This is a genomic window from Micromonospora sp. NBC_00389 (genome assembly GCF_036059255.1).
GTDB lineage: Bacteria > Actinomycetota > Actinomycetes > Mycobacteriales > Micromonosporaceae > Micromonospora.
Genome location: NZ_CP107947.1, coordinates 6,772,854 through 6,797,944, shown reverse-complemented (window position 1 = coordinate 6,797,944; position 25,091 = coordinate 6,772,854). Strand labels below are relative to the sequence as shown.

At 70.4% G+C, this 25,091-nt stretch carries 21 protein-coding genes and 1 pseudogene; 10 read left to right on the top strand and 12 right to left on the bottom strand.

Features of this window, described 5'->3' with window-relative positions; genetic code table 11:
* Window positions 1-31: 31 nt before the first annotated feature.
* From OG470_RS32320 to OG470_RS32295, 6 genes are all read left to right on the top strand, one after another.
* Window positions 32-3,286, top strand: coding sequence for a hypothetical protein (locus OG470_RS32320; protein WP_328418381.1), 3,255 nt, complete (start codon window positions 32-34; stop codon window positions 3,284-3,286).
* Window positions 3,286-4,446, top strand: a complete 1,161-nt coding sequence (locus OG470_RS32315; protein WP_328418380.1) for a mandelate racemase/muconate lactonizing enzyme family protein — start codon at window positions 3,286-3,288, stop codon at window positions 4,444-4,446. The genes OG470_RS32320 and OG470_RS32315 overlap by 1 nt, the downstream gene beginning before the upstream one ends.
* The gene (locus OG470_RS32310) at window positions 4,447-5,343 is read left to right on the top strand and encodes a dihydrodipicolinate synthase family protein (protein WP_328418379.1); all 897 of its coding nucleotides are present in this window, start codon (window positions 4,447-4,449) and stop codon (window positions 5,341-5,343) included. It abuts the gene before it with no gap.
* A complete protein-coding gene (locus tag OG470_RS32305) occupies window positions 5,340-6,062 on the top strand; it encodes an SDR family NAD(P)-dependent oxidoreductase (RefSeq protein ID WP_328418378.1) in 723 nt (240 codons plus the stop codon). Before OG470_RS32310 ends, OG470_RS32305 begins: the two co-directional genes overlap by 4 nt.
* A complete protein-coding gene (locus tag OG470_RS32300; protein WP_328418377.1) occupies window positions 6,059-6,901 on the top strand; it encodes an SMP-30/gluconolactonase/LRE family protein in 843 nt (280 codons plus the stop codon). The genes OG470_RS32305 and OG470_RS32300 overlap by 4 nt, the downstream gene beginning before the upstream one ends.
* 262 nt (window positions 6,902-7,163) lie before the next feature.
* Window positions 7,164-7,487, top strand: a complete 324-nt coding sequence (locus OG470_RS32295; RefSeq protein ID WP_328418376.1) for a winged helix-turn-helix transcriptional regulator — start codon at window positions 7,164-7,166, stop codon at window positions 7,485-7,487.
* A gap of 175 nt (window positions 7,488-7,662) precedes the next feature.
* On the opposite strand, the gene OG470_RS32290 is transcribed toward OG470_RS32295, so the two are convergent.
* The gene (locus OG470_RS32290) at window positions 7,663-8,124 is read right to left on the bottom strand and encodes a nitroreductase/quinone reductase family protein (protein WP_328418375.1); all 462 of its coding nucleotides are present in this window, start codon (window positions 8,122-8,124) and stop codon (window positions 7,663-7,665) included.
* Window positions 8,125-8,464: 340 nt separating this feature from the next.
* Between OG470_RS32290 and OG470_RS32285 the strand changes: the two genes are divergently transcribed.
* Both OG470_RS32285 and OG470_RS32280 read left to right on the top strand, forming a co-directional pair.
* Window positions 8,465-9,223: an SDR family NAD(P)-dependent oxidoreductase gene (locus OG470_RS32285; protein ID WP_328418374.1), complete on the top strand. Its 759-nt coding sequence runs from the start codon at window positions 8,465-8,467 to the stop codon at window positions 9,221-9,223.
* Window positions 9,224-9,433: 210 nt separating this feature from the next.
* The gene (locus OG470_RS32280) at window positions 9,434-10,333 is read left to right on the top strand and encodes an AraC family transcriptional regulator (RefSeq protein WP_328417780.1); all 900 of its coding nucleotides are present in this window, start codon (window positions 9,434-9,436) and stop codon (window positions 10,331-10,333) included.
* Between the two features lie 344 nt (window positions 10,334-10,677).
* Here the strand turns inward: OG470_RS32280 and OG470_RS32275 are convergent, their stop codons facing one another.
* From OG470_RS32275 to OG470_RS32250, 6 genes are all read right to left on the bottom strand, one after another.
* Window positions 10,678-11,481, bottom strand: coding sequence for a patatin-like phospholipase family protein (locus OG470_RS32275; protein ID WP_328418373.1), 804 nt, complete (start codon window positions 11,479-11,481; stop codon window positions 10,678-10,680).
* Window positions 11,482-11,922: 441 nt separating this feature from the next.
* Window positions 11,923-13,443 (bottom strand): bifunctional 3-(3-hydroxy-phenyl)propionate/3-hydroxycinnamic acid hydroxylase MhpA, encoded by a 1,521-nt coding sequence (gene mhpA, locus OG470_RS32270; protein WP_328418372.1) that lies wholly within the window; start codon window positions 13,441-13,443, stop codon window positions 11,923-11,925.
* A 14-nt stretch (window positions 13,444-13,457) separates the two neighbouring features.
* A complete protein-coding gene (locus tag OG470_RS32265) occupies window positions 13,458-13,814 on the bottom strand; it encodes a DoxX family protein (protein ID WP_328418371.1) in 357 nt (118 codons plus the stop codon).
* Window positions 13,811-15,694: an acyl-CoA synthetase gene (locus OG470_RS32260; RefSeq protein ID WP_328418370.1), complete on the bottom strand. Its 1,884-nt coding sequence runs from the start codon at window positions 15,692-15,694 to the stop codon at window positions 13,811-13,813. The genes OG470_RS32265 and OG470_RS32260 overlap by 4 nt, the downstream gene beginning before the upstream one ends.
* On the bottom strand, window positions 15,691-16,629 hold the full coding sequence (locus tag OG470_RS32255; protein WP_328418369.1) for a fumarylacetoacetate hydrolase family protein: 939 nt from the start codon (window positions 16,627-16,629) through the stop codon (window positions 15,691-15,693). The genes OG470_RS32260 and OG470_RS32255 overlap by 4 nt, the downstream gene beginning before the upstream one ends.
* Entirely contained in the window at window positions 16,626-17,759 is a 1,134-nt protein-coding gene (locus OG470_RS32250; protein WP_328418368.1) for a VOC family protein, read from the bottom strand. The genes OG470_RS32255 and OG470_RS32250 overlap by 4 nt, the downstream gene beginning before the upstream one ends.
* 142 nt (window positions 17,760-17,901) lie before the next feature.
* Between OG470_RS32250 and OG470_RS32245 the strand changes: the two genes are divergently transcribed.
* Window positions 17,902-18,549, top strand: a complete 648-nt coding sequence (locus OG470_RS32245) for a TetR/AcrR family transcriptional regulator (protein ID WP_328418367.1) — start codon at window positions 17,902-17,904, stop codon at window positions 18,547-18,549.
* A gap of 38 nt (window positions 18,550-18,587) precedes the next feature.
* Here the strand turns inward: OG470_RS32245 and OG470_RS32240 are convergent, their stop codons facing one another.
* From OG470_RS32240 to OG470_RS32225, 4 genes are all read right to left on the bottom strand, one after another.
* Entirely contained in the window at window positions 18,588-19,751 is a 1,164-nt protein-coding gene (locus OG470_RS32240) for an FUSC family protein (RefSeq protein ID WP_328418366.1), read from the bottom strand.
* A gap of 229 nt (window positions 19,752-19,980) precedes the next feature.
* Window positions 19,981-21,165, bottom strand: a complete 1,185-nt coding sequence (locus OG470_RS32235; RefSeq protein ID WP_328418365.1) for a low temperature requirement protein A — start codon at window positions 21,163-21,165, stop codon at window positions 19,981-19,983.
* Window positions 21,166-21,722: 557 nt separating this feature from the next.
* Entirely contained in the window at window positions 21,723-22,799 is a 1,077-nt protein-coding gene (locus tag OG470_RS32230; protein ID WP_328418364.1) for an AI-2E family transporter, read from the bottom strand.
* A gap of 67 nt (window positions 22,800-22,866) precedes the next feature.
* Entirely contained in the window at window positions 22,867-23,901 is a 1,035-nt protein-coding gene (locus OG470_RS32225; protein WP_328418363.1) for a patatin-like phospholipase family protein, read from the bottom strand.
* 142 nt (window positions 23,902-24,043) lie between these two features.
* Between OG470_RS32225 and OG470_RS32220 the strand changes: the two genes are divergently transcribed.
* Window positions 24,044-24,595: a hypothetical protein gene (locus OG470_RS32220; RefSeq protein WP_328418362.1), complete on the top strand. Its 552-nt coding sequence runs from the start codon at window positions 24,044-24,046 to the stop codon at window positions 24,593-24,595.
* Between the two features lie 246 nt (window positions 24,596-24,841).
* Here OG470_RS32220 and OG470_RS32215 read toward each other — a convergent pair.
* Window positions 24,842-25,078, bottom strand: a pseudogene (locus tag OG470_RS32215) (IS256 family transposase); the annotation flags it as partial.
* Window positions 25,079-25,091: the final 13 nt, after the last annotated feature.

Genomic DNA, 25,091 nt, shown 5'->3' with positions numbered 1-25,091 from the left:
AGTTGCAGAACCGCGCCACGGGGGCGGTCCTGTGACATTTGAGCCTGCATTCCTGCCCTTCGAGGGCCCGACGGAGGTCGACGGCCACGGCCACCCGAACGGGCGGCACCTGCTCAGCGCGGCGCTGCCGGCGATGACGGGCAACTACGTGGTCCGCACCGCCGTGCGGGTGCCGGAACCGCGCCACGGCACCGGTGTCAGCACCGCCGAACTGCGGGTCAACGCCAACGCCGAGCGCTGGTACGCGATCCGGCTGCGGATCCGCACCGGCGTGCGGTACCTGTCGGTGCTCCGGCACGCCGGCGGGCGCGACGATTTGCTTGCCGACGACATCGTGTCCTTCGACTTCGGGCGGTATCTGCCCGTCGAGGTCACCGTCGTCGACGGCCGGCTCACCATCACGGTGGACGGACGCACCCCGGTGACCGTCACCGACCCCGAGCCGCTCGACGGCGGCGGGGTCGGCGTCGGGGCCACCGGAATGGCCGCCGGGTTCGCCCCGGTGCAGGTGGTCGACCTCGGCCCAGGTACGCCGCCCGCCGCCGACCGCGCCGACACCGCCAGCCCGGACCTGACCAAGGCGGTGGTCGAGCCGTACGCCGCCGTCGAGGGGGCCGCGCACCGCCTGGAGATCGCCGCGCTGCGGTGGGACGGCGGGTCCGGGTACGCCGCCGACCTGTCCATCCGGGCGGACGGCGGCTGGGAACCGGTGGGCGGCGACCGGTTCGGCGAGCGGTGGCTGGTGCTGCACGGCGGCGGCAGCCGCCGGAATCCACAACGGACACTCGATCGGCACCCGGTGGTGCTCGACCAGGTCGAGCTGCTCGGCCCGGACGCGGTCCGGCTGAGCGGTGGCAACCCAGAGCTGTTCTCCCTCACGGTCACCTGGCGGCTGTCCGGACCGCACCCCACGGTGGACATCGAGCTGACCACGCAGGTCGACGGCAGGTTCGTGATCGCCTACCGGGCCTTCGCCGCCGCACCCGTCGACGAGATCGACGAGGTGCTGTGCGGGCCGCTGCAGCACGCCCGGATGGTGGGCGGACCGGCGTCCGTGGGCCGCGACGGGCTGTTCGCGCCGCTGTGCCTGGTGCAGCGCGGCCCAGTCACCACCGGGCTGTTCGCCCCGGCCGCGGAGCTGCCGTTCGAATACGAGTCGGCGCGCGGCGACGACGACCAGCCGTTCGGGATGAGCCTGGGCACCCCCGAGGGCACGGTGCAGCCCACTCTCTACGCCCCGCAGTACGGCCGGCGCGCCGACCGGCGCGCCGGCGAGCCCTACCGGTTCACCGTCGGGGTGTACGCCGCCCATGCCGAGCTGTACGACGCGTACCGCGACCTGCTGCGCGGCGAGTACGGCTACACCGCGTACCGGCGCAACGTCCACGCCTCGCTGACCGACACCGTGCACAACCTGATCGACCTGATGAAGGCCGGCCCGGACACCGACGACCAGGTCGACTACCAGGGGTCACCGAGCGGCTGGTGGAGCCGGGCGAAGGGCTTCATCGACATCGAGAACGACCAGGCCGTCCGCGCGACCACCACCGGGGTGCTGCTCGGCGCCTACCAGCTGACCGGCGACGACGAACTGTACGACACACGGGCGCTACCGACGACCGAGTTCCACCTGTCCCGCAACGGGTACGGCTGGACGCCACGCGAGGACGCCACTGTCTACGGTGACCCGACGAAGCACCAGCTGTGCGGCACCCCGTTCGGCGCGCCCGCCCTCGGCCCCCTGTACGCGCTGTCCCGGGGCACACTCACCGCCGCCCGAGAGCTCGCGCTCTCCTCGCTCGACACACAGGACTACTGGCTCAAGCGCACCCCGATGAGCGAGCCGCTGGCCGCGTACCGGATGACGCGGGATCCGAAGCTGCGGCAGCAGGCCGAGGAGGCCGCCGAGCGCTACATCGCCGAGGAGCTCGACCAGCCGTACGGCGGCGCGGCCGACCCGCACGACTTCGCCATCTACTACTGCCGTGCCTGGGTCGAGCTGCTCGAGATGTTCGAGGAGACCGGCCGGCGGCGCTACCTGGACGCCGCGTACCGGGAGGCGAAGCGGTTCGTCACCATGATCTTCGCCCGCCCGGTGCCGGACGGCCCGGTGCCCGTGCCGCAGCGCCCGCTCTTCGTCGACCGGCAGATCGAGCTCACCGGCTGGTGGGACCCCGCCGCCCTGTACGACTATCCGGCCCGCGACGTGCCCGACGAGGTGGTGCCCGCCTGGCAGGTGTCACCGACCGGGCTGAGCATCGAGGCGGTGAACACCTACCGGTTCAACGGGTTCACCCTCAACCCGGCGTGGGCGCCGTTCCTGCTCCGCCTCGCCGCGCACACCGGCGACGACCTGCTGCGGGACGTGGCGCACAACGCGCTGGTCGGCCGGTTCACCAACTACCCCGGCTACTACTACCGGCAGCTGACGGTCCACCATCTACGCCCGGACTTTCCCTGGACCGGCCCGTTCGGCAACACCACCATCTACTACCACCACGCACCCGCCCAACTCGGCATGGCCATCGACTACCTGATCGCCGAGCACGAGACCCGCTCCGGCGGCGCGATCGCCTTCCCGGCCCAGTTCGAGCAGAACTACGTCTGGTTCGTCTACCACGTCTACGGCCACCGGCCCGGCCGCTTCCACGGCGAGGACGGCGTCTGGCTGTGGCTGCCCAAGGGCCTGGTGCGGCTGGACACCGAGCAGGTCAACTGGATCGCCGCCGAAGGCGGGGACCGGCTCTGCGTCAGCCTCACCAACGCGTCGGCCACCCCGACCACGGTCACCGTCACGCTGGACCCGGTACGGGTGCCCATGGCGGCTGCCACCCCGTACCGGGCGACGGTGATCCGCGACCGCCGCGCACCGCAGGAGGCGACCGTGCTCGACCACCAGCTCACCGTCCAGGTGTCCGGGCACGGCATCACCGCGATCGTCGTACATGGCGTCGGCCCACTGGACGTACCGCTGCACCGCACCGACGCGGCCCCCGTCGGCGCGCACCACTTCGACGACGGCCCGGTGGGTCCGGTGCGCGGCATCTTGATCCCCAAGCCGGACGGCAGCCGCTACCACGCCTACGTGCAGGCGACCCGGCGCGAGCCGGCGACCCTGCACTGGTCGCTCGACGACGGCACCACCTGGCGGCAGCTCGACCGCACCGTGCACCCCAACGAGTGGACCGTGCCCGTGGACGACCTGTCCGCGGCGTTCACCTACATCGTGCAGATCGGCGACCGGCGGTCCCGGCCGGTGCGGCTGTCCTGCGTGAAGGAGGCGTGATGCGGGTCCGCGAGGTGCGCACGCACGTGCTGAAGGTACGCGCTGACGAGGCCTACCTGGGGCCGAAGAGCGACGGGAGCGCCATCGGCGGCGGCTACGAGGTCCGCGAACCGTGGCGCAGCCTCTACTCGTCGCGCTACGAGACGCTGCTGGTGGAGGTGGTGGCCGAGGACGGCACCACCGGCTGGGGGGAGGCCCTCGCGCCGGTGGCGCCAGAGGTGCCGGCGGCCGTGGTCGACCTGCTGCTCGCGCCGGTGCTGGTCGGCATGGACGCCACCGCGCCGCGCCCGGCCTGGTACCGGCTGCGCGACCTGATGCGCGAGCGCGGACACCTGGTCGGCCACCAGGCCGACGCGCTCGCCGCCGTGGACATCGCGCTCTGGGACCTCGCCGGACGGCTGACCGGGCTCGGCGTCGCCCAGCTGCTCGGCGGCGCGTTCCGCACCCGGCTGCCCACGTACGTCTCCGGACTGCCCCGCCCCACCGACCCGCAGCGCGCGGCGCTGGCCCGGAACTGGGCCGAGCGGGGCGCCGCCGCGGTCAAGCTGCACCTCGGGCACGGCGTCGCCGCCGACCTCGCCACCGTCGACGCGGTCCGCGAGGCCGCGCCTGGCCTGCGCATCGCCGTGGACGGGCACTGGGCGTACGGGGTGGACGAGGCAACCGCGCTGGCGCGTGGTCTCGCCGATCGCGGCGCGTGGTTCCTGGAGGCGCCGCTTGCCCCAGAGGACATCGCCGGGCACGCCGAACTCGTCAGCCGCGCCACCGTGCCGATCGCCGTGGGGGAGACGCTGCGCAACCGGTACGAGTTCGCGCAGTGGCTGGACGCGCGGGCGTTGCGGATCGCCCAGCCGGACGTGGCCCGTACGGGCATCACCGAGGCGATGGCGATCGCCGAGCTGTGCGCCGCCCGGCACGTGCCCGTCGCACCGCACCACTCGGTCGGCATGGGTGTCTCGCTCGCCGCCGGCCTGCATGTCGCCGCGGCGGTCGCCGACCTCGCCGCGTTCGAGTACCAGCCGACCTCCACCGAGGTCGGATCCCGCATCCTCACCGGGCCGGTGCCTGTGCACCCGGCCGCGTTCGATCTGCCCGCGGGTCCCGGTCTCGGCGTCGATGTCGACGCCGAGACGGTTCGCGCCCTGGTCAAGGAGTCCTGAGTGCCCCACACCGTGCACGGCCTCGTGCCGATCCTCGCCACCCCGTTCGGGCCCGACGGCGCCCTCGACCTGCCCAGCCTGCGCCGGCTCACCGAGTTCCAGCTCGCCAGCGGCGTCACCGGCGTCGCCGTCTTCGGCATGGCCAGCGAAGGCTTCGCGCTCACCACCGAGGAGCGGGCCCGGATTCTCGCCACCGTCACCGAGGTGGTCGCCGGCGCGGTCCCAGTTGTCGCCGGGATCAACGGCACGTCGACGGTGACCGCGATCGAACAGGCCGGTGCCGCGGTGGCCGGCGGCGCGACCACGCTGATGGTGCTTCCTCCGTTCATGGTGAAGCCGACGTCCGACCAGCTGCTCGCCTTCTACGGCGACGTGGCCGCCGCCGCCGGGGTCGAGGTCATGGTCCAGGACGCGCCCGGCGCCACCGGCGTGACGATGCCGCCCACCCTCATCGCCGAGCTCGGCAAGCTCGACGGCGTCACTTCCGTCAAGGTGGAATCGCCGCCGACCGCGCCCAAGGTGGTCGCGGTGGTCGCCGCCCGCGCCGACGACCGCTTCGCCGTGCTCGGCGGCCAGAACGCCCAGTTCTGCCTGGAGGAGTACGCCCGCGGAGCGATCGGCACCATGCCCGCCTGCGAGTTCCCCGACCTGCTCGGCCCGGTGCTCGCAGACTGGCAGGCCGGCCGGCACACCGACGCCCGCGCGGGCTTCACCCGGCTGCTGCCGCTGATCCTGTTCGGCCTCCAGCAGGGCATCGCCTGGGCGGTGCACAAGGAGGTGCTGGTGCGCCGTGGCCTCATCGCCGACGCCACCGTCCGCTCGCCGGCCCGCCCGCTCGACCCGGCCAGCCGCGACTCACTCGCCACCATCCTCGCCGACCTTGGGCTTGCCCGGTGAGCGGACGCGGGATCCTCGTCATCGGCGCCTCCTCGCCGATCGGCACCGCGATCGCCCGCGCCTTCACCGAATCCGGCGATCGCGTCGTGGGCGTCTCCCTCGAACAGCACAGCGACCCCGCCTTCGCGGCCGAACTGGTGGCCGACTGCGCCGACCCGGACGCGGCAGCCCGCGCCGTCGCCGATGCCCACCGCACACTCGGCCGACTCGACGTGGTGGTGCCCGCCGCCGCGGTCATGCCCGTCGCTCCGGCGACGCGGACCACCGACGCGCAGTGGCGGGCCGCCCTCGACGTGACCCTCGGCTCGACGTTCTACGTCGTCCGCGCCGCCCTGCCCCTGCTGCCGCGCGGCGGCACCGTCGTCGCGGTCAGCTCCGTCAACGCCAGCCTCGCCGCGCCCGGCCTGCCGGGCTACGCGGCCGCGAAAGCCGGCGTGGAGGGACTCGTCCGCCAGCTCGCGCTCGAGTACGGTCCCGCCGGCATCCGCGTCAACGCCGTCGCCCCCGGCATGATCGGCAAGGCCGACCTGCCCTCCGTCACCGAGGGCTACCCGCTGCGGCGGGTCGGCCGACCCGACGACGTCGCCGCCGCCGTGACGTTCCTCGCCTCGCCGGCAGCGGACTTCATCACCGGCGTCGTGCTGCCCGTCGACGGTGGCCTGTCGATCGCCTCACCAGCGGCGTGGCTCCGCCCCGACCTGCGAGCGAGATGGCTGTGACATCCAGGGACTGGGCGGTGCTGGCCGACCTGCGCTGTGAGCTGGGGGAGTGCCCGGTCTGGGACGAGGCCTCGGCCCGCCTGCACCTGGTGGACATTGACGGCCGACGCCTCTGGGCCCTCGATCCTGCCTCCGGCACCGCCTCCGGCGCGACCTGCGACCGGCCGGTCACCGCCCTGGTGCCGCGGGCCGACGGGGGATGGCTCGGCGTGTCCGGGCGGGACATCGGCACCCTCGACCCGGACGACGGAACCTTCCAACCTCTGCTGTCCCTGCCCGGGCCGCCCGACCTGGCACTGAACGACGCGGTGTGCGGACGCGACGGCAACCTCTACGTCGGGTCGATCGACCGTACCCGGGCCAATCGCGCCGCCCTGTACGTGGTGGAGCCGGACCTGAACCATCGCGTCCTCGCCGGGCACGTGGGCGCATCCAACGGCGTCGACACCAGCCCGGACGGGCGCCTCCTCTACCACGCTGACAGCTTCGCCGACACGGTCACCGCGTACGGGCCCGACGGCCGCCCCGTTGCCGCGGTGCGGGTTGCGCACCCCGACGGGATCGCCGTCGACGCCGACGGCGGGGTCTGGGTGGCCTCGTGGGGATCCGGCATGGTGTTCGGCTACACGCCCCACCTCGCTCCGGACCGCACGCTACGCCTGCCCACGCCGCTGGTCAGCAACATGTCGTTCGGCGGTCCCGGCTATCGATGGCTCTTCGTCACGACCGCGCGGTCGGACGGCGCCGAGCTGTCCGGAGCCGTGTTCACCGCGGACGTCGGCGTAGCCGGTCTTCCGGCCGCCCGCTTCGTGGTCGGGTTGGATCACCGCGTCCGTTGAGCGGACGACCGTGTTCCTGTCGCTGCTGTCTGCCGCGCTGATCGCCCTGTCGTTGAGGCAACATCTGCCGCAGACGTTCCCGGCCCACCACGACGACCCGGTCCGGGTTGCCCGGCGAGGTACTCGGTGAGTTTTCGGATGCTCCACCTGGTGAAGGTCCAGGCTTGGCATGCCCATCTCGTTGAACCGGTGGACGGTGATCGCTCCAGTCGAACCAAGTCCGCCCACATGGCTCAGAAACGAAACACAACATGAAAGCCGCATGCTCGCACAAACATCTACCAGAGCAAGCCGCCGGTACGAGTACGTGCTGACCGAGCGGGGCAGGTCACTGCGGCCGGTGATCGTGGCGCTGGCCGCCTGGGGGAACCGGCAGCTGGCACCGCAGGAGCGGTCCATCGTGTTGGTGGACACCGCCAGCGGCGAGGAGGTCGAGCCGGTCGTCGTGGACGCCCGCACGGGCAGGGGCCTCGACGACAGTGAGGCGTTCGTCTTCACCGCCGGCCCGGCCGCGAGTGCCGCGATGCGCGCGCGATACGCGGAACTGCGACGGCGGCAGGTCACCGCGCCTGAGGAAGGGGCGTAGTAACCGGCCTGGCGAGAGAGGACGCTCGGTTGAGCGAAGCGGCCGTCCGAATCCGGCGGCGGGGTGCACCCATCTCTGGTGCGTGCCGGTCCAGCCGCGGGAGCGGACATCGGACGAGGCGGCCGGGGCCGTGGCCATGCTCGTGCAGACTGCCGCTCCATGTCGCCCGGGGCGGTCAGCTCAGCGGCGGGCGCAGCCGTTCGTCGTCGAAAACGATCTCGATCAGCGGGCTGTGCTTGAGCCAGTCCTCCAGGCGCTGGCGCTGGGTGACGCGCATGCGCAAACCGGGCTCGTCCTGCAGGGCGACTACCGCAGACAGTACGCGATGGCGCACCGCGGGATCCTTGACCGGCACTGCCGTGGCCGGCAGGTCCGCCCGGACGCCGTTCTTGAGGTGGAAGGTGAAGTGCGGGTGCGCCGACAGGTTGGCGTGCCAGCTTCGGGGCACCGGCATCCCGCTGAGGTACCAGCGGCCGTCGACATGGTGGAACCAGATCTCGATGCGCCTTGGGCGACCGGTGCGCCGGCCCAGGGTGGTGATGTCGATGGTGCGTGCCTCGCGCGGCGAGCCCGGGCCGATGGCCAGAGCGCGTCTGACCGCGCCCACGTTGTAGCTTCTGTCCGCGGTGTCGGTCATGGTCGGCTGCCTCACTCGTGCCTGACGGAAATGGCTTTTGGGGCAAGTCAACCGTCACGGCGGGAGGGCTGGTAGGGACATCCTGGCGGATCCTTGCACGATCCTGCCAACGCGCAGGCACAGCACGGCGACGAGCCGGGCAGTTACGCAAAGGCCACCGCTCCCCTGCGCGGCGGGCAGTGGCGGGGCACGGCTGACACGGCCCATGCCCCGTCCATCCAAGAGGATTGGGCAAGAGGCGAAGAGGATCATTCTTTTCGCGGGCCCGGCGCAGCGGTCTCCTGGAAGGGACACACTCCCCACGGATTCCGACGAATCCTCACGCCCCAGGAGGCACACCATGAAGGTAGCCGTCGTCACCGGTGCAAGCTCCGGCATCGGCCAGAGCGCCGCCCTGCAGATCGCCCGGCGCGGTACCGGCGTCATCCTGACCTACAGCTCCAACGAACAGGGCGCCAAGGACACCGTCGCGCGGATCGAGCAGCGGGGCGGCACTGCCGTGGCGCTGCACCTGGATCTCGGCGATACGGCGGGATTCACCATCTTCCGGGAGACCGTTGCCGAGGTGCTGCGCGAGACCTTCCAGCGGGACTCCTTCGATCACCTGGTCAACAATGCCGGATTCGCCGGCATGGCGATGATCGAGGACACCCGCGAGGAGGAATTCGACCGGCTCACGGACGGCCTGTTCAAGGGGCCCTTCTTCCTCACCCAGGCCCTGCTGCCGCTCCTCGCCGACGGCGGCGCCATCGTCAATCTGACCAGCAACTCCACGCTGCCCCAGGTGACCGCGCCGGGATACTCCGTCTACGCGGCTCTCAAGGGCGCCGTGGCGGTGCTCACCCGCTACATGGCCAAGGAGTTCGGTCCCCGCGGCATCCGCGTGAACTCGGTCGCACCGGGAGCCACCGTCACCCGCTTCGCCGACGACGCGTTCAGCAAGAACCCGCAGATCATCCCGGAACTGGCGAAGACCTTCACTCTCGGCCGCGTCGGCGAGCCCGACGACATCGGCATGGTCATCGCCATGTTGGTCTCCGAGGAAGGCCGGTGGATCACCGCCCAGGACATCGAAGTATCCGGAGGCCAGAACCTCTGAACCACTCCTGCTGTGAGCTGTGAGCTGTGAGCTGTGAACCACGCCAAGCCCTTCCCGTCCACACACGCCGCCCACGGCTCACTCCGCGACGGGCCAAGACAGCCGCCCACAGGCCGCCCTGCCTGATGAGGACACCTGCGGGATCATGAATGTGTGCCCAATCCTGCCCGGCCAGCGACCCCGTGTGGAGGTTCGTGCAAAAATGGATTCATGTCTGCCCTGGACGAAATGCGTGAGCTTCTTAACCGGCATGCGCGGCCCGACATGAGCACGGCGATCGATGGCATTCAGGTATGCAAATTCACCCATCCGAATGCTTCGGCGGCCGGGATGTCCGGGACCGTGCTCGCAGTCATCGCCCAGGGCGGCAAACGCCTCGCCCTGGGCGAGCGCCTCTACGAGTATGGGCCCGGCGAGTACCTGATCGCCTCCGCCGACCTCCCCGTCACCGGCCATGTCCTGGACACCGGGCAGCCCACCCTCGGCTTCGGCATGACTCTCGCTCCCTCAGCCCTTGCTGAACTCCTCCTGGAAGCCGACCCCCGAGACCTGCCGGCCACCCCACGCACCGCATCACCCGGCATTGCCGTCTCCACGGCCTCGCCTTCACTGCTGGACGCCATCGTGCGCCTGCTGCGGCTGCTGGAGCAGCCTGCAGACCGCAAGATCCTCGCTCCCATGGTTAAGCGGGAAATCCTCTGGCATCTCCTGCGCGGCGAGCAGGGAGTCACCATCCGCCAACTCGGTCTCGCCGACAGCGGACTGGCCCACATCAACCGCGCCGTGCGTCAGATCCGGGAGAACTACGCCACCGCCTTCCGCGTGGAGGACCTGGCGGAAATCGCCGGCATGAGCGTTTCCGCGTTCCACCGCAACTTTCAGACCGTCACAGGGATGAGCCCCATCCAGTTCCAAAAACGCATCCGCCTGCAAGAAGCACGGCTCCTGCTCGCCAGCCGCCCCTCAGACATCACCGGTGTGGGCCTCAGCGTCGGCTACGACAGCCCCTCCCAGTTCAGCCGTGAATACCGCCGCATGTTCGGCGCACCGCCCAGCAAGGACACCCAACTCCGCACTCCGCCAGCAGAACTCGTCACTGCGCTGCCCTGAGCTTGACCCTGTCGGGGATCTTGGTGTTTCCCGGTGCGGCAGCATGATCAGCGGACATGCTCGGGGCTGTTTCGAAGGCCGATGCAGTTATCGAGGTGTCCGTGGGGGACCAGGTGGTTGGGGCGGAAGTAGCCGATCTCGCCCTCGACGCCACCCTTCTCGTGGGCGCCCCCGCTGCCGGGACGGCAGGAGAACGGCTCGATTCCCCAGTGCGAGCGGAACGGGGTCCAGCGGCCGGTCCGGGCGGCCCCGGGGAGCAGGGTGTAGCAGCTTTCGCAGGTGTAGTCGATGCGCGGCGGGTCTGACGAAACACCAGCGGCGCTGTCCTCACCAACCGCGAAGGGTCAGGGGAACGGCCTGGACGCGAGGGCCTCCAGAGCCGCCCGCCGGCCGACCTCGATCATCTCGACAGCGCGGTGGAACTCATACGTCCGGGCGGCATCCGTCGGTACCTCGATCAGCAGGTCCGGTGGGTATCCGGCCAGCTGGTAGCGGATGAGGAGGTCCGCCACGGCATCCAACGACAGGCTCATGACATCAAGCGCGCCCAGGTCGGCGGGGAGTTTCGCAGACTGGCCACCCCGGACAGGCGCCATCGGCTGGGCCCGGGCCCCCTTGAGGGACACGGCGACGACCGCGTCGGCCGGCATGAACGTGGTCGGCGCCATCGGCAGCGGCTCCATCAGGCCACCGTCGGCGAGGAGCCGACCGTCGACCATGACCGGGGTGATGGCGGGTGGCAGGGCGATGGAGGCCCGCACCGCGACGTCCACCGGACCGTGCCGGAACCACACGGCTCGACGGGCCAGCAGGTCGGTCGCGACCGCCGTGAAAGGCACGGGCAACTGTTCGAAACGTACGCCGTCGAGCAGTTCCCTGACCGGAGCCATCAGCTTCTCGGCCCAGATCGCCCCCGGCGCGCCCACCGCCGGATCGAGCAGGCGCAACACCTCGCGGTGGCCGATCGTACGCACCCAGTCGGTATAGGCGCCGAGCTTGCCTGCCGCGTACAGCCCCCCGATCAGGGCGCCCATGGAACGCCCGGCGACGGCGACGATGTCGAACCCGCGCTCCTCCAGAACCTGGATCGCGCCGATGTGCGCATAGCCACGCGCGCCGCCGGCGCCGAGTGCCACCGCGATCCGCACGTAACCACCGTCCATCGCTCCGACCCGGATCGGGCCACGAGGCTTTGACGTCGAGGAGGTCGAGCCCAGTTGTAGGACATAGCGGGCGGGCTCATCGACGCGTCGGTGCGGACACTGAACCACGAAACCGGGGACCAGATGCCCGATTCATGACTTAGTCACCCTGCACGGGCGACGCCAGCTCAGGGAAGGCGGGACAGGGCCGCGGCGGCGGCTGCCCGGTAGCGCTCCAGCTTGGCGGCGCATTCGGTGATGATCGTCTTCGCTGCGATGGCTGGAGTGGGTGGGCGCCCCGGAGGGCTGGGCGTCGGCCATCGCGGTGATCGTCTGTTCGATGCGGGTGCGACGGCGGAGGCCAGCCGGGACCGGCCCGGCCGGGCTGTGATGTCGTGCCAGGCACTGGAGGGGCTTTACCCCTGGCACACCGCTGATGTCTGACGGCTACTCGCCGGTGCTGGTCGTGGGGCGGGGGAGTTTCCCTCTGAAGCCGGGCAGGATGGCAACGAGCGCGGGCAGGTCTCGGCCGGCACTGAGGACGGTGCCGTCCGGGCGGACGACTGCTGCGTGGGCGCGGCCGTCTCTCAGCCATCGGTGTAGTTCGCTTCCGGGCCGCGCAGTGATGAGCACTGCGCCGCACCGTTCGACGTCTGATTGTAGGGTGGCGGGCGGCTCGGTGGACGTGACGATCGCGAAGCGCCCAGCGGCCACGTCGTCGTGGCGGCGCTCGCCGTCGAGGATGGCGTTCGGGCACAGTCGACCCGCGAGGGCGCGGCGCAGACGTGGCCGCAGCACCAGAGCGGACCGGCGCAGCGCAGGTGTCTCACTGTCCGTGGCCAGGGCCGTGAGGCCAGGCACAAGATGCAGCCGTGGCGCCACCGCGCGGCGGATGATGTCGCCCATTTTGCCGCCGGCCGTCATCGCGGTACCGATCAACTTCGCCAGCCTGATCATGGCGCGGGTATGGTGCTTGCGTTCGATCTGGTAGGTGCCGAGCACGGTCTCGGGCAGGGACCCGTCGAGCACGCCGGCGAGTTTCCAGGCGAGGTTCATCGCGTCGCGCAGCCCGGCACCCATTCCCTGGCCGATGAACGGCGGGGTGAGGTGGGCGGCGTCGCCGAGCAGGAACACCCGGCGGTCGCGCCACCGGTCGGCGACCTGCGCCCGAAAGGTGTATTCGGCCGCACGGACCACCTCCAACTCCCCAGCGGGGATGTTCCCCGTCCATCGCGAGATCAACGGATGCAGCCGGGTCATTTTGCGGAAGTCGTCCGCGGTCTCACCGGGCGCCAGCCGGAACTCCCAGCGGTAGCGGGTCTTCCCGATCCGCATGTACGTGCCAGCGCGGGCTGGGTCGGAGAGCTGGTGTACGCCTTCCCACTGGCCGAGTTCGGCGTTGGTGACCACATCGACGACGAGCCAGCGTTGCGTGAACCCCAGGTCCTGAATGCTGGCGCCGATCGCGGCCCTCGTCAGGCTGTTGGCGCCGTCGCAACCCAGGACGTACGCCGCGCGGACGACCTGGTGCTCGCCGGTGGCCGTGTCGGTGACGTCGAGCCGTACGCCGTCGGCGTCCTGGGTCAGCGCGGTGACCTCGGTGCTGCCGCGCAGGGTGGCGCTGTCGTACTGCGTGAGATTCCGACGGAGGATTTCCTCCAGCTCCGGTTGGTCGAACATGCTCCCCTGGGGGTAGCCGTGCCGGCCCGGCGCCACGTCGCGCTGAAACTCGGCCAGCACCCGCATCCTGCGATCGATGAGTCGAAGGCCCCGGTGTGGCCTGGCGATGGCGGCGAACTCGTCCCGGAGCCCGAGGCGCGCCAGGATGCGGTGGACCTCGTCGTCGAGGGCGACGGCGCGGGGCAGGGGATAGACCGACTCCCAACGGTCGAGGATCAGGCACTCCACGCCGTGCTGGGCGAGCAGCGTCGCGGCGGTGAGCCCGGTGGGGCCTGCGCCGACGATCACTACCGGAACGACCCTCATTGTGTGGCCAGGACCCGAAGAACGAGGTAGCTGGCGACCAGGATTCCGCAGACGACGGCCGGGGCGTACTTGCGCGGGCCGTCTCCCTTGCGCAGGTGCACGACCAGGGCTCCGCCGAGCAGGAGGAGCAGCCCGGCACCGGCGAGGATGCCAATCAGCGGCTGGAACAATCCGATGAGCAGCCCGATCACCGCGGCGACCTCGAGCAGGCCGATGCGGCGATAGGCCGCGACGGGAAAACCGGCCTCCGCGGCCAGCGCACGCATCGGTTGCAGGGCCAGGATCTTGGCCGTGCCCAGGGCAGAGAAGATCAGCGCGAGCAGCACCGCGAGGATGGACGCAGCGAGCGTCATGACACAACCACCAATCGCCATTCAATGGCATACCGGCCCAGGATCGCCTTGATAGCCCCCTCCTGGGCAGAGGGATGAACTTTCACAGTGGCCACGATGCAGTTGCCCTCGATCGCGGCCTCGATGTCCTGTACTCCGGCGGTCTGGTCAAGCGCGGCACGGAGTTCCGCGCGGGCGGCTTCCTTCCGCAGGGCGAGCTTGTACAGCTTGCCCACGGCGGTGACGGGCAGTTCGTCGAGGATCGTCACGGTCTTGGGCGCGGCGGTGCGGTCGGGCACCCGCTCGCTTGCCCAGTCGCGCAGGTCGTCTTCCGTTACGGTGGCGCCTGGCATGAGGGTGACGTAGGCGACGGGCACCTCACCGGCGTGGACGTCGGGGCGCCCGACCGCGCTGGCCGCGGTGACCTGCGGGTGAGTCAGTAGCGTGTCCTCGATGATCGCGGGGTCGATGTTGTGTCCGCCGCGGATGATGAGGTCCTTCGCCCGCCCGGCGAGGTAGACGAAGCCGTCCTCGTCAACGCGCGCGAGGTCCCCGGTGTCCAGCCAGCCGTCGACGAGCTTGCCGAGTCCGTCGAGGACGGGCCCGTTCTCGTCACGGTCTGTGACGTAGCCGGGGAAGACTGTCGGGCCGCTGATCGCCAGCACGCCGGTCGCGCCGAAGGGTCGGTCTTCCCACGTGCCGTCAGCGGCGACCACCCGCACCCGCTGGTAGGGCAGGCGCTGCCCAACGGAGCCCGGCCGAGACGCGTCGGGAAAGGTACGTGCGCTCGCGCACGTCGCCTCGGTAAGCCCGTAGCCCTCGACCAGGGTTATCCCGGTGTGGGCCTGAAAGTTGTCCCGGATCGCGGCGGGCAGCGGCGAGGCCCCCACCAGCGGAAATTGCAGGCTGTTGATGTCGGCGTCGATCGGAACCTGCGCCAGTACGGCGTAGACGGTGGGCACTGCGCTCATGGCAGCGATCCGGTAGTGCCCGACGATCTTCCAGAACTCGCCGAACAGTGCGGGGTCGCGGTAGCCCGATGGACCGGCCCACACCACGGTCTGTCCCTTGAACAGGGGCGCCAGCAGGGTGACGACGAGGGCGTTCACGTGGAACAGCGGGAGGGCCGCGAAGACCACGGTCTGCTCGTCGAACAGGGAGCTGGCGGCCAGCATCCACGCGTCGGCGACCTCGTTGGCGTGTGTGTGCGCGGCCAGCTTCGGCGCGCCAGTGGTGCCACCGGTGTGGAACATCGCGGCCAGGTCGGCGGATCGGGGCAGCTCACCGCCGAAGGCGGACGGGTCCTTCCTTGCTGCAAGCTCGCCGAGGTAGCCGACGCGTACGCCGTCGACGGCCGGTAGCGGGTGGGGCGTGCCCGACGCCCCGGTGGGCCGCAGCACGAGGATCGCGTCGAGCAGGCCGTTGCGGGCGAGCGCCTGCGCGGTGTCCCACGTGTCCGGCGCGAGCTCGGGCCCGGCCGTGACCAGCACGCGGGCACCGCAGCGTCGGAGGAGCTCGGCGAGGTGCGGCCGGGACAGTCCGCCGCCCAGGGGCGCCGCGATCCCGGCGAGCTGCGCGGCCAGTGTCGCGGTGATCAGTTCGGCGCAGTTGGGCGACATCAGGGCGACCGCGTCACCCCGCCGCACTCCGAGGTCGTGGAACAGGTTCGCAACCCGGTGGACGTCAGCCAGGAGCTCGGCGAAGGTACGGCGCAGCGGCTCCCGCCAGCGGGCGGCGTCCGGCAGGACGGTGATCGCCGTACGGTCCGGCCAGGTCCTCGCAGCTCGCGCGAGCAGCGCGTAGGTCGATTCGGGCAGGTTCCGCGCCTCCAGCGGCACGGCCTCGATCGTGGCCAGGTCGTCGGGCGTGGCGTAGTCCGGCCACAGCAGGGGCCTGGTCATCGGGCGTACCTCACGACTGTGCGCTGCCGGCCCAGATCGATCGCGCCGTCGTCGGTGGCGACGGTGACCTCGACGACGTCGCCGTCCTTGAGGTACCTGGGGTTGCGGGCCTGGCCCTTGAAGAACATCTTCCACTTCACCGCGGGCGGCAGCATTGAGGCGATGATCTCGACGGGCTTCGGCGGTGCGCTCAAGGCCGTCCCGACGGGCGTGCCGGTCAGCAGCAGGTCGCCGGGGTCGACCCGCTGGAAGCGGGTCAGCGCCTGCAGCGCCTGGACCGGCAGGTAGATCATGTCGGCGGCGGTCATGTTCTGCCGGAGCTCGCCGTTGACCCACAGCTTCAGCCGGAGGTCGGTGAACCGCTTGAGCTCGTCGGCGTCGAGCAGCACCAGCGCGGGGCCGACCGGGGTGAACGTCGGGTAGGACTTGGCCTCGTAGAACTGGGTCTTGGGCAGCTGCACGTCGCGTGCCGAGATGTCGTTGGTGACCACCAGGCCCGCGACGTAGTCGGCGAGGTTGTCCGCGGTGACGGTCGTGCCGACGGGCATCTCGCGGCCGAAGACGAGCCCGATCTCCACCTCGTAGTCAAGCAGCGTCACGTGGGCGGGACGGACCACGTCGGCGAACGGCCCGCTGATCGAGCCCGAGGTCTTGCGGAAGAAGGTCAGGGGGACGGTCTCGGGATTGCCGTTGGTGTCCTTGACGTGCGAGGCGAAGTTCGTCATCTGGGCGACGACGCGGCAGGGCGCCGTCACCGGGGAGACCAGGGCAAGGTCGTCCACCGGGACGGTGTCGCTGCTCGTCGCGGCGGCGACGATCGCCTGCCGGTCGGCTAGCAGTTCGGCGGTGGTGGTGGCGCTGGTGTGCACCTTGGCGGCGCCGGTGGGGGTGAGCACCCACCAGGCGTCGGCGGTGCGCAGGACGGAGGTGGTCATGAGGTGAACGCTTTCATCAGGCCGCGGAGGCGGTGGCGGTCGAATTCGTTGTCCTCGCGCAGCGCGCTGATGACCGCGCGCAGCTCGCGAAGCGATTCCCGGCCGGGTCTCATGCCGAGAAAATCCTTGGTGGCGGGCGGACCCCACTGGGCGAGTCCGGAGGCGCTCATCGGTGCCCAGCCCGGCTCGAGCGTGCAGTCGAACAGGTCGCCGTCGGTGAAGTGCTCGACCAGGAAGTCGTCCGGGTCGCGCCAGTAGTCGAAGATCTGGCTGCCCTGGATGTGCCGGCCGATCCCCCAGGACCGCTGGTAGCCCCGGTCGAGCAGGTACTCCCCGCCGGCGGCGAGCGAGTCGAGGTCGGAGACCTGGTAGGCCGAGTGCACGTACCGGTTGGCCGGGCCGAGGGTCATCGCGAGCGTGTGGTGGTCGCTGGGCGTGCTGCCGCGGTCGCAGCGGATGAAGCTCATGACGGGGCCGCGCTCGCGCTGTCCCTGGTGGTAGAGGAAGTCGCTGACGATCAGGCCCAGGTGCTCGAGATACCAGTTGAGCGTCTCCAGGTATCGGGTCGTCTGCAGCACGACGTGACCGAGGCGCTGCACCTTGGCCGGCTCCCGGGGCGGCCGCTGGGTGGCGTTCGTCCGCGCCACGTCGTGTCCGACGTTGAAGGTCAGGGGTTGCTGCGTGGGCAGCGCGGGGAGTTCGTGCGTGTCCCCGACCACGCGGACCCGCGCCCCGCTCGGGTCGACCAGATCGACCGTCACCCCGCCCATGCTCTCCGGCAGGCTGGCCATGGTCCTCCCGGTCGCGTCCGCCAGCCGCAGCACGTCGTTCGGCTCGGCAGCCTTGAACGCGGGGCCGATGAACCGGGACCGGGGGCCCCGGCGGATGAGCACGCAGGGGGAACCGGGGTCGGTGCCCCGCAGGTGCAGCTCGTCCTGCGTACGCAGCGACGTCGTGAAGCCGAAGGCCCGGGCGAAGACCTCGGCCCCCTCCAGATCGGGCTTCTGGAACTCCAGCCAGGCCAGGTCGTGCACCTTGACGATCGGGTTGCGCGCCCGCCCGGGGTGCTCGCCCGGCAACGCACCCTGCTCGCTGTGCAGGCCGGTGTGTGGGTCGTGCCGGTCGATCATGTCACGCTCCTTTCCTGGTGATGACGAAATCGTCACTTACGAGTGTAGCGTCAGTCAAGCGCTGATGACGATTCCGTCATCTCTGAAGCCCGCCAGGGTTAAAGTGGGCGCAGACCGACCTGGGAGAGGTGAGCAAGTAGGCATGGCGCAACAGACCAGGCACGCCCCGAACCGCCTGGAACGGCGGAAGGCGCACACCCGATCGGCGCTCGTTCGTGCCGCCCAGACCTTCATCGCGGCTGGCAAGCAGAACGTCCCGATCCTCGAGCTCACCCAGGCCGCGGACGTGGGGATGGGGTCGTTCTACAACCACTTCGACAGCAGGGAGCAGCTCTACCAGGCCGCGGTGGAGGACGCCCTCGAGCGTTACGGCACCCTGCTCGACGAGCTGACCGTGGGCCTGGACGACCCGGCCCACGTCTTCGCGCAGAGCTTCCGGCTGACCGGACGCCTCCATCGCCGGAGTCCCGAGCTGAGCAAGGTCCTGCTCAGCAACGGCCTGGCCCTGGCCGGTTCCGCCAAGGGACTCGCGCCGCGAGCCCGGCGCGACATCGAAGACGGCGTCCGTGCCGGGCGGTTCAGCGTACGCGAACCCGAGTTGGCGATGGTGATCATCGCCGGCGCCGCGCTGGTCCTCGGGCAACTGCTGCACAACCACCCCGAGCGCGACGACGCCGCAGCCACCGACCAGGTCACCGAGGACCTGCTGCGCACGCTCGGCCTACCGGCCGACGAGGCCCACGAGATCTGCCAACGCCCGCTGCCCGACCTCGACGGCCTTCGCCCGTAGACCGACGTCCATCCGCCTGAGCGGGCCACCGGCTGCTCCTAGGCAGTGGCCGCCTCGCGCACCATCCGGTTGGCCGCCTCCGGCTCATACCCGGTCGCGCGGAGCAGGTCACTCGCCATGGTGCGCAGCTGGATCACCATGGCGTCCGAGAACGGCTGGAGGCCCGTGTGGTACGCCTGGCCGGCCAGGCGCGCCCCGTCCAACGCTGCGTTGCGGGTCTGGTCGAACGGCCCACCCGCCCGCGCCTCCCGCCTCAGCAACTGGATCGCCTCGGCGAGCCTATCCACGGCGCCGGGGAGTTCCTCCGGCACCGGCTCGTCGTGCTGCAGCGTGGTCGCGGCCCAGCGGGCCAGCGCCCGGCACCCGAGGATCACCCGATCGATGTGCTGGATGCCGCGCCGGTAGTGCTCGACATCGATCCGGCGTCGCCAGCGCGCCGGCGCAATGGTCGTCACCTCCTCGGCGCCACCCAGGGCTTCGTGCATCCGGCCGAGATCGGGTTCCATTGCGCTCAGCTGGTCCAGCGCCCGTATGGCGCGGTCCGGTTCACGCCGGGCGAGTGCGTGTGCAACCTCTCGAAGCTGCGTGTGGAGGGTCGCTGCGACCGGTGCGGTGGCGCGGTCGAGAATGCGCATCGGGTTGATCGGTAGCAGCAACGCCACCACCGCCAGCCCGACGGCGCCACCCACTCCGGCGTCAATAATCCGGGCCCATTCGAGGCCCTGCTCCACCTGGGAGATCGTGGCGATCAGCACGGCGGTACTGCCCGACTGAGCGACCAGCGCACCGCTGCGCCCGGTCATCAACAGGGCGACGGCGATGGCCAGCATCACCACCAGGCCGATCTGCCAGGGCCCGAACCCGAGAGAGCGGATGAGAAGATCACTGACAAGTAGGCCCAGCCCCACGCCGAGCATCAGCTCGGCGGTACGTAGGGCGCGCTGCCCGAGGGCGGCGACGATCGTGCCGACGGCCGCGCTGGGCGCGAAGATCGGTGCGGGGCGACCCAGGACGTCGTGCGCCAGCCCCCAGGACAACGTCGCGGCAAGCCCACATTGAGCTGCGACGAACAGGATGATCGTGAACAGCCGCAGCCTCAGCCGGCCTGCCTCACCACCGCGACGCCGGACCTTCGCCGCCAAGTCCTTGGCGTGCCCGGTAGCGGTGTTGGGGCGAGACAGGCCTCCCCTGTCAGCAGCCATGGCGAGGGTTACCCCGCCCGGCCCTGGCAAACCTGCGACCCGTTCTCCCTGTCGAGCTTCCTGTCGAGGCGATTCGGTTGCGTCCGCTCCCATGGCTACCCGCTCGGCGAAGCCGGGCAGCTTCTGGGCGTTGCGACCCCGCTCACGTCACGTCCGCGGTGAGGGCCCCGAGCCGTTGCGGTCGTGCCGGGCACAGGTGGCCGTAGACCGTTTGCCCGCCCGCGATCGTCTAACGGGGTGGTGAAGGCCGCTCCGATGGGAGTTTTCGAGTGCGGACCGCGTCGGCTACGGCGACGCCGGCCAGGATGAGGGCGGCGGTGGTGGCTACCGCGAGCGGCGGCACCGGCTTCATCGCTGGGGTGAGGGCGACCAGGGCGAGTGCGCCGATCACGCGGGGGGCGGACACGCGGCCGAACACCGCGTAGTCGAAGATGGCTCGTCCGGCGAGGAACAGGGCGGGTCCGCCGAGGATGACGGCGATCCAGGCCGGGTCCGGGTGTCCGAGCGGGTGGGTGATGACGAGTTCGTCGCCGACGGCGATGGTGACGATGCCGGCGATCATGATCACGTGGGAGTAGAGCGTCAGGACACCAACGCGGAGTCGGTTGGGGGCCGCTGCGATGGTCTCCGCTATCAGTGCTCCGGCGCGGTGGATGTAGATGCGCCACAGCAGTGCCGTGGTGACGAACGCGAGGAGGGTCGCGGCGCTGCGGTCAGCGCCGAACGCGCCGTTTGCGAATGCCAGTCCGGTCACCACGATCGGCTCGCCGAGCGCGACGATGAAGAACTGCCGCAACCGCTCGGCCACGTGTTCTTCGGAGACCACGACCTCGAGTCGGCGCTCGCCGCTGCGGCCCAGCCGCGGCGTGGGGAAGCCGAGTGCGATCCCCACGTACTCCACGGCCGCCGCCGTGATCCACAGCGCTCCCCGCACCCAGCCGGGCAGGAAAGCCCCCGCGATCCAGAGCACCGTGGTCATGCTGACCCAGAACAGTAGCCGCACCGCGTTGCGCTGCCCCTCGTGGCCCCGTAACAGAAGGATCGCGACAGCGAAGATACCAAGCCGGACGACGACGTACACACCTGCGAAGACCAGGCCCCGCCGGCCGAACGCCTCGGGCGCCGCAGCCGCCAGCACGAGGGTGCCGAACATGATCGACATGACCAGCAGCTGGATCAGCGGATGTCGCGGGTCGAACGTGTCCGTAAACCTCGTCGCAGCGATCCAGACAAACAACACGGCGGACAGCAACACCAGTGTCTGGAACGCGCCAGTCCAGCTCAGATGCTCCAGCAGTTGCTGCGAGAGCCGGAAGAACGCCAGGACGAAGACCAGGTCCAAGAACAGTTCCAGGAATCCCGCCCGCCCCTGCTCGGGTCTTCGTAGCAGCTTGCTCGCCCTACCCGTGGTCATCGGTCGCCCGTTTCTGCCTTTTCTGCCCGCCTTCACGGTAGTCGTACCATGCCGTTGGGCCTCGAACGTTGCCGACATAGACGCCGGGCACAACGACTACTGCATGGGGCCAGCCCTTCCTGCCCATCCACTCGGCGGGACGCGGCCGCTACGGCAGCCGGGCCGCGCAGCGGGTACCGGGTCCAGCCAGCAAGGGCGGTGCCTCCGGCGGGTAGGGCCTCCGGCCCTACGACCCGGATCCCGCCTCCGGCGGCAAGGGCTACCCGCCCTTGAACCCGGGCGGCTCCGGGAAGCCCGCAGATTCCCGGGCCACCCGCCGTACACCGAAGGCAGCCAGACCACGCCCGCCCGGTCCAGGTCGTACGTCCAGTGGGGCGCTCCACCTGGACCGGGCGGGCGCGCGCTTGAGGTGGCGGCACGCCGCCGGTCAGCCCGGTCATCCGCCGCCCGGTGGCCGGTCCCGGTGACCGGAGTGCTGGCTGCCGGCCGTCCCGTCGTCCCCCGGGTGGTCGCCCGCCGGCTGGTCCGGGCCACCCTGACCGAGGCCGCTCAGACGTTCAAGTCCCCCCCGTGCGGTCTCCGGGGCCGGAATCCGCTGGCACGGAGGCGGCCTGCCGGCCGGCGGGGACGAACTCCCGCAGCAGGATCTGCGCGATGCCGGCGGCCGGGATGGCCAGCAGGGCTCCGACGAGGCCGCCCAGCTCGGCGGCGATCAGCACGCTGACCAGCACGGTCAGCGGGTTCAGTCGGACCGCGTGGGACATGATGACCGGTTGCAGCAGGTGGTTCTCGACCTGCTGGTAGACCACGAAGAAGACCAGTACGACCACCCCGGCGGTGGGGGAGTGCAGGAAGCCGGCGCCGCCCGCGACGATCGCGCCGAGGGTCGCCCCCACCAGCGGGATCAGGTCGGCGATGGCGACTAACAGCGCGATCACGGCGGCGAACGGCACGCCGGTGAGCGCGAGCACCACGAAGGTCAGCAGGCCGCAGATCAGGCTGATCACCAGGTTGCCGCTCAGGTAGCCGGTGATGGTGCGCGCCGACTCCCGGCCGATGCGGCGCAGCCGCTCCTCCCGGGCGCCACCGGCCAGGGCCAGCGTCCCGGCGGTGATCCGCGGGGCTTGCACCACCATCAGGTACGCCAGCACCACCACCGTCAACACTCCGGCGACGCCCTGAACCGTCCCACGGACCAGCCCGACCGTCGACTGGCCGAGTTGGCCGCCGAAGCGCTGGAACTGGTCGGCGTGCTGCCGCAGGTGGAACCGCTCCAGCAGCTCACCGACCGGCCCACGCCCGGCCCGCGCCTCGCGCACCAGGTCCGGCGCCCGGTCGGCGAAGCGGGCCAGCTCGTCCAGCAGGGGCACCACGATGAGCACGCCGAGCGCGGCGAGAGCCACGAAGCTGGCCAGGAACACGACCAGCGTGGCCGCCGCCCGACGCCGAATGAGCCGCCGCTGCACCCGATCCACCAGCGGATTCAGGGCCACCGCGAAGAACGCGGCGAGCACCACCCAGATCAGCACCCGCCGGGTCTCCCAGACCAACGCCAACCCGACCACAGTGGCGAGGACCAGCGCGATGACGATCAGCGCCCGGCGGGCCATAGACCGGTCGTCGGCGTCGCTCACCGGGCGCGGTTACCCGCTGCGAAACAAACGAAACCAGACGGAGTGGTCTCGATCTCTGGGGGCGCCGTCAGGCGAACGGGCTTGACGCGAGGGCGTCGAGCGCTGCCCGCCGGCCGACTTCGACCATCTCGATCGCGCGGTGGTAGTCGTACGTGCGGACAGCGTTGGTCGGTATCTCGATCAACAGGTCCGGTGGGTAGCCGGCCAGCTGGTAGCGGATGAGAAGATCCCGTACGGCCTCCAATGACAGGCTCATGACGTCGGATACGCGCAGGTCGGCGGGGAGTTGGCCAAGTGGCCCATCGCCGGTGGTGTTGGTTTCCGCGGAGGCGTCCGCCGCCGCACTGCCGTCACCAGTCACGCCGCCGCGGGAGATCACCCGGTCAACGGATCCGGCGGGGCCCCGCGGGTGGTCCCGCCCCCCTTGTCCCGGCGGGTCGGCCGATTCCCGGACGGCTGCCCTAGTGAGGGTGTCGGCGCCGGCAGCCTTGAGGGACACGGCGACGATCGCATCGGCCGGCATGAAGGTGGTCGGTGCCATCGGCAGCGGCTCCATCAGGCCACCGTCGGCGAGGAGCCGGCCGTTGATCATGACCGGCGTGATGGCGGGTGGCAAAGCGATGGAGGCGCGCACCGCGACGTCCACCGGGCCGTGCTGAAACCACACGGCTCGGCCGGCCCGCAGGTCGGTCGCTACCGCAGTGAAGGGCACGGGCAGCTGTTCGATCCGTGCGCCGTCGAGCAGTTCCCTGACCCGGGCCATGAGCTTCTCGGCCCGGAACGCGCCGGGCGCGCCGACGGCCGGATCGAGCAGGTGCAGCACGTCGCGTTGGCCGATGGTGTGCACCCACTCGGCGTAGGCGTCGAGCTTGCCGGCTGCGTACAGCCCCCCGACGAGGGCGCCCATGGAAGAGCCAGCGATCGCAACGATGTCGAACCCACGCTCCTCAAGGACCTGGATCACCCCGATGTGCGCATAGCCGCGCGCCCCGCCTGCGCCGAGTGCCACCGCGATCCGCACGTCACCACCGTCCACTGCTCCGACCCAGGTTGGGCACGAGGCTTCGATGTCGAGGAGGTCGAGCCGCAGTCCGCTTGGCATTTCGGGCAGGCTCAAAGACACACCCGTCGCTGCTGACACTCAATCACGAAATGGAGGCCCAGACATCCGGTCTCGGGACTTCCACGACAGATCAGTCTCGAGATGTGAGCCTCCGCCAGCCAGCCCGAGTTTCCACCCTTTCATGATCGCCATGCCTGGAAAGTGCCTCGGTGCTGGGCTTTCAGCATCGGGGCTGTATTACCCATATATGCCGTCGATCGTGGGTAAGCGTCGCGGGAAGCAGACCTACTACTACCTGGTGGAGTCCGCCCGTGTCGACGGCAAGCCGCGCATCGTTTCGCAGCGGTATCTGGGCACCAGCGAGGAAGTGATGGCCAAGCTGTCCGGCGATCAGGGCGGGCAGCCGGTACGCAGCCAGCACAAGCGGTTCGGGGACGTGGCCGCGGTGTGGTCTGTTCTGGACGATCTCGACGTGGTCGGCCTGATCGACGATGTCGTGCCCCGGTATGCCAACGCGGGCGCGTCGGTGGGCACCTACCTGGCGTTGGCCACGCTGAACCGCGTCGTTGATCCGTGCTCGAAGCGGGCCTTCGCTGACTGGTGGGCCACCACCGCCGCACCGCGCTGGGTGAAGGTGGACGAGCAGGCGTTGGACCACCGCCGGTTCTGGGACGCGATGAACCGACCGTGGACGACCTGCGCACGATCGAGACCCAGATCTACGGCGGGATGATCGACCGGTACGGCCTGGACCTGGCCAGCGTGGCCCTGGACATGACCAACTTCGCCACCTATATCGACTCGACCAATGATCGGGCGCCGATCGCCCAACGGGGCAAAGCGAAGCAGAAACGGGTGGACCTGTGTCAAGCCCCGGGTTTGATGGAGACAAGCGGATCCTGTTCACCAACCGCGACACCTGGCCTCTCGCCGACGTGGTGGCCGCCTACCGCTCCCAGTCCGAAGCAGAGTTCGGGAACTCACCCTTGTCATAGCCCAGGTGATCGGTGATCTCACCGTCCAGAGCGGCTTCCAGGACCCGCTTGGTCAGCTGCTGCAGCAGCCCACCCTCCCCGGTGAGCTGCAGGCCCGCCGCCCGGGCCTTCTCCACCACCTGGGCGACGAGCTGATCGTCGACCCCGTCTCCCGCCGGCCGCGCCGGCCCACGCTTCGCCACCTGGTCAGTATCGACCTCGGTGATCAAGATATCCGTCATCAGGTGCTGCTCC

Bases quoted from the DNA above. Each gene is read 5' to 3' on its own strand.
- OG470_RS32315 (WP_328418380.1), top strand. From the start codon at position 3,286: ATGCGGGTCCGCGAGGTGCGCACGCACGTGCTGAAGGTACGCGCTGAC.
- OG470_RS32295 (WP_328418376.1), top strand. From the start codon at position 7,164: ATGCTCGCACAAACATCTACCAGAGCAAGCCGCCGGTACGAGTACGTG.
- OG470_RS32290 (WP_328418375.1), bottom strand. From the start codon at position 8,124: ATGACCGACACCGCGGACAGAAGCTACAACGTGGGCGCGGTCAGACGC.
- OG470_RS32285 (WP_328418374.1), top strand. From the start codon at position 8,465: ATGAAGGTAGCCGTCGTCACCGGTGCAAGCTCCGGCATCGGCCAGAGC.
- OG470_RS32280 (WP_328417780.1), top strand. From the start codon at position 9,434: ATGTCTGCCCTGGACGAAATGCGTGAGCTTCTTAACCGGCATGCGCGG.
- OG470_RS32265 (WP_328418371.1), bottom strand. From the start codon at position 13,814: ATGACGCTCGCTGCGTCCATCCTCGCGGTGCTGCTCGCGCTGATCTTC.
- OG470_RS32260 (WP_328418370.1), bottom strand. From the start codon at position 15,694: ATGACCAGGCCCCTGCTGTGGCCGGACTACGCCACGCCCGACGACCTG.
- OG470_RS32255 (WP_328418369.1), bottom strand. From the start codon at position 16,629: ATGACCACCTCCGTCCTGCGCACCGCCGACGCCTGGTGGGTGCTCACC.
- OG470_RS32250 (WP_328418368.1), bottom strand. From the start codon at position 17,759: ATGATCGACCGGCACGACCCACACACCGGCCTGCACAGCGAGCAGGGT.
- OG470_RS32245 (WP_328418367.1), top strand. From the start codon at position 17,902: ATGGCGCAACAGACCAGGCACGCCCCGAACCGCCTGGAACGGCGGAAG.
- OG470_RS32240 (WP_328418366.1), bottom strand. From the start codon at position 19,751: ATGGCTGCTGACAGGGGAGGCCTGTCTCGCCCCAACACCGCTACCGGG.
- OG470_RS32235 (WP_328418365.1), bottom strand. From the start codon at position 21,165: ATGACCACGGGTAGGGCGAGCAAGCTGCTACGAAGACCCGAGCAGGGG.
- OG470_RS32225 (WP_328418363.1), bottom strand. From the start codon at position 23,901: ATGCCAAGCGGACTGCGGCTCGACCTCCTCGACATCGAAGCCTCGTGC.
- OG470_RS32220 (WP_328418362.1), top strand. From the start codon at position 24,044: ATGATCGCCATGCCTGGAAAGTGCCTCGGTGCTGGGCTTTCAGCATCG.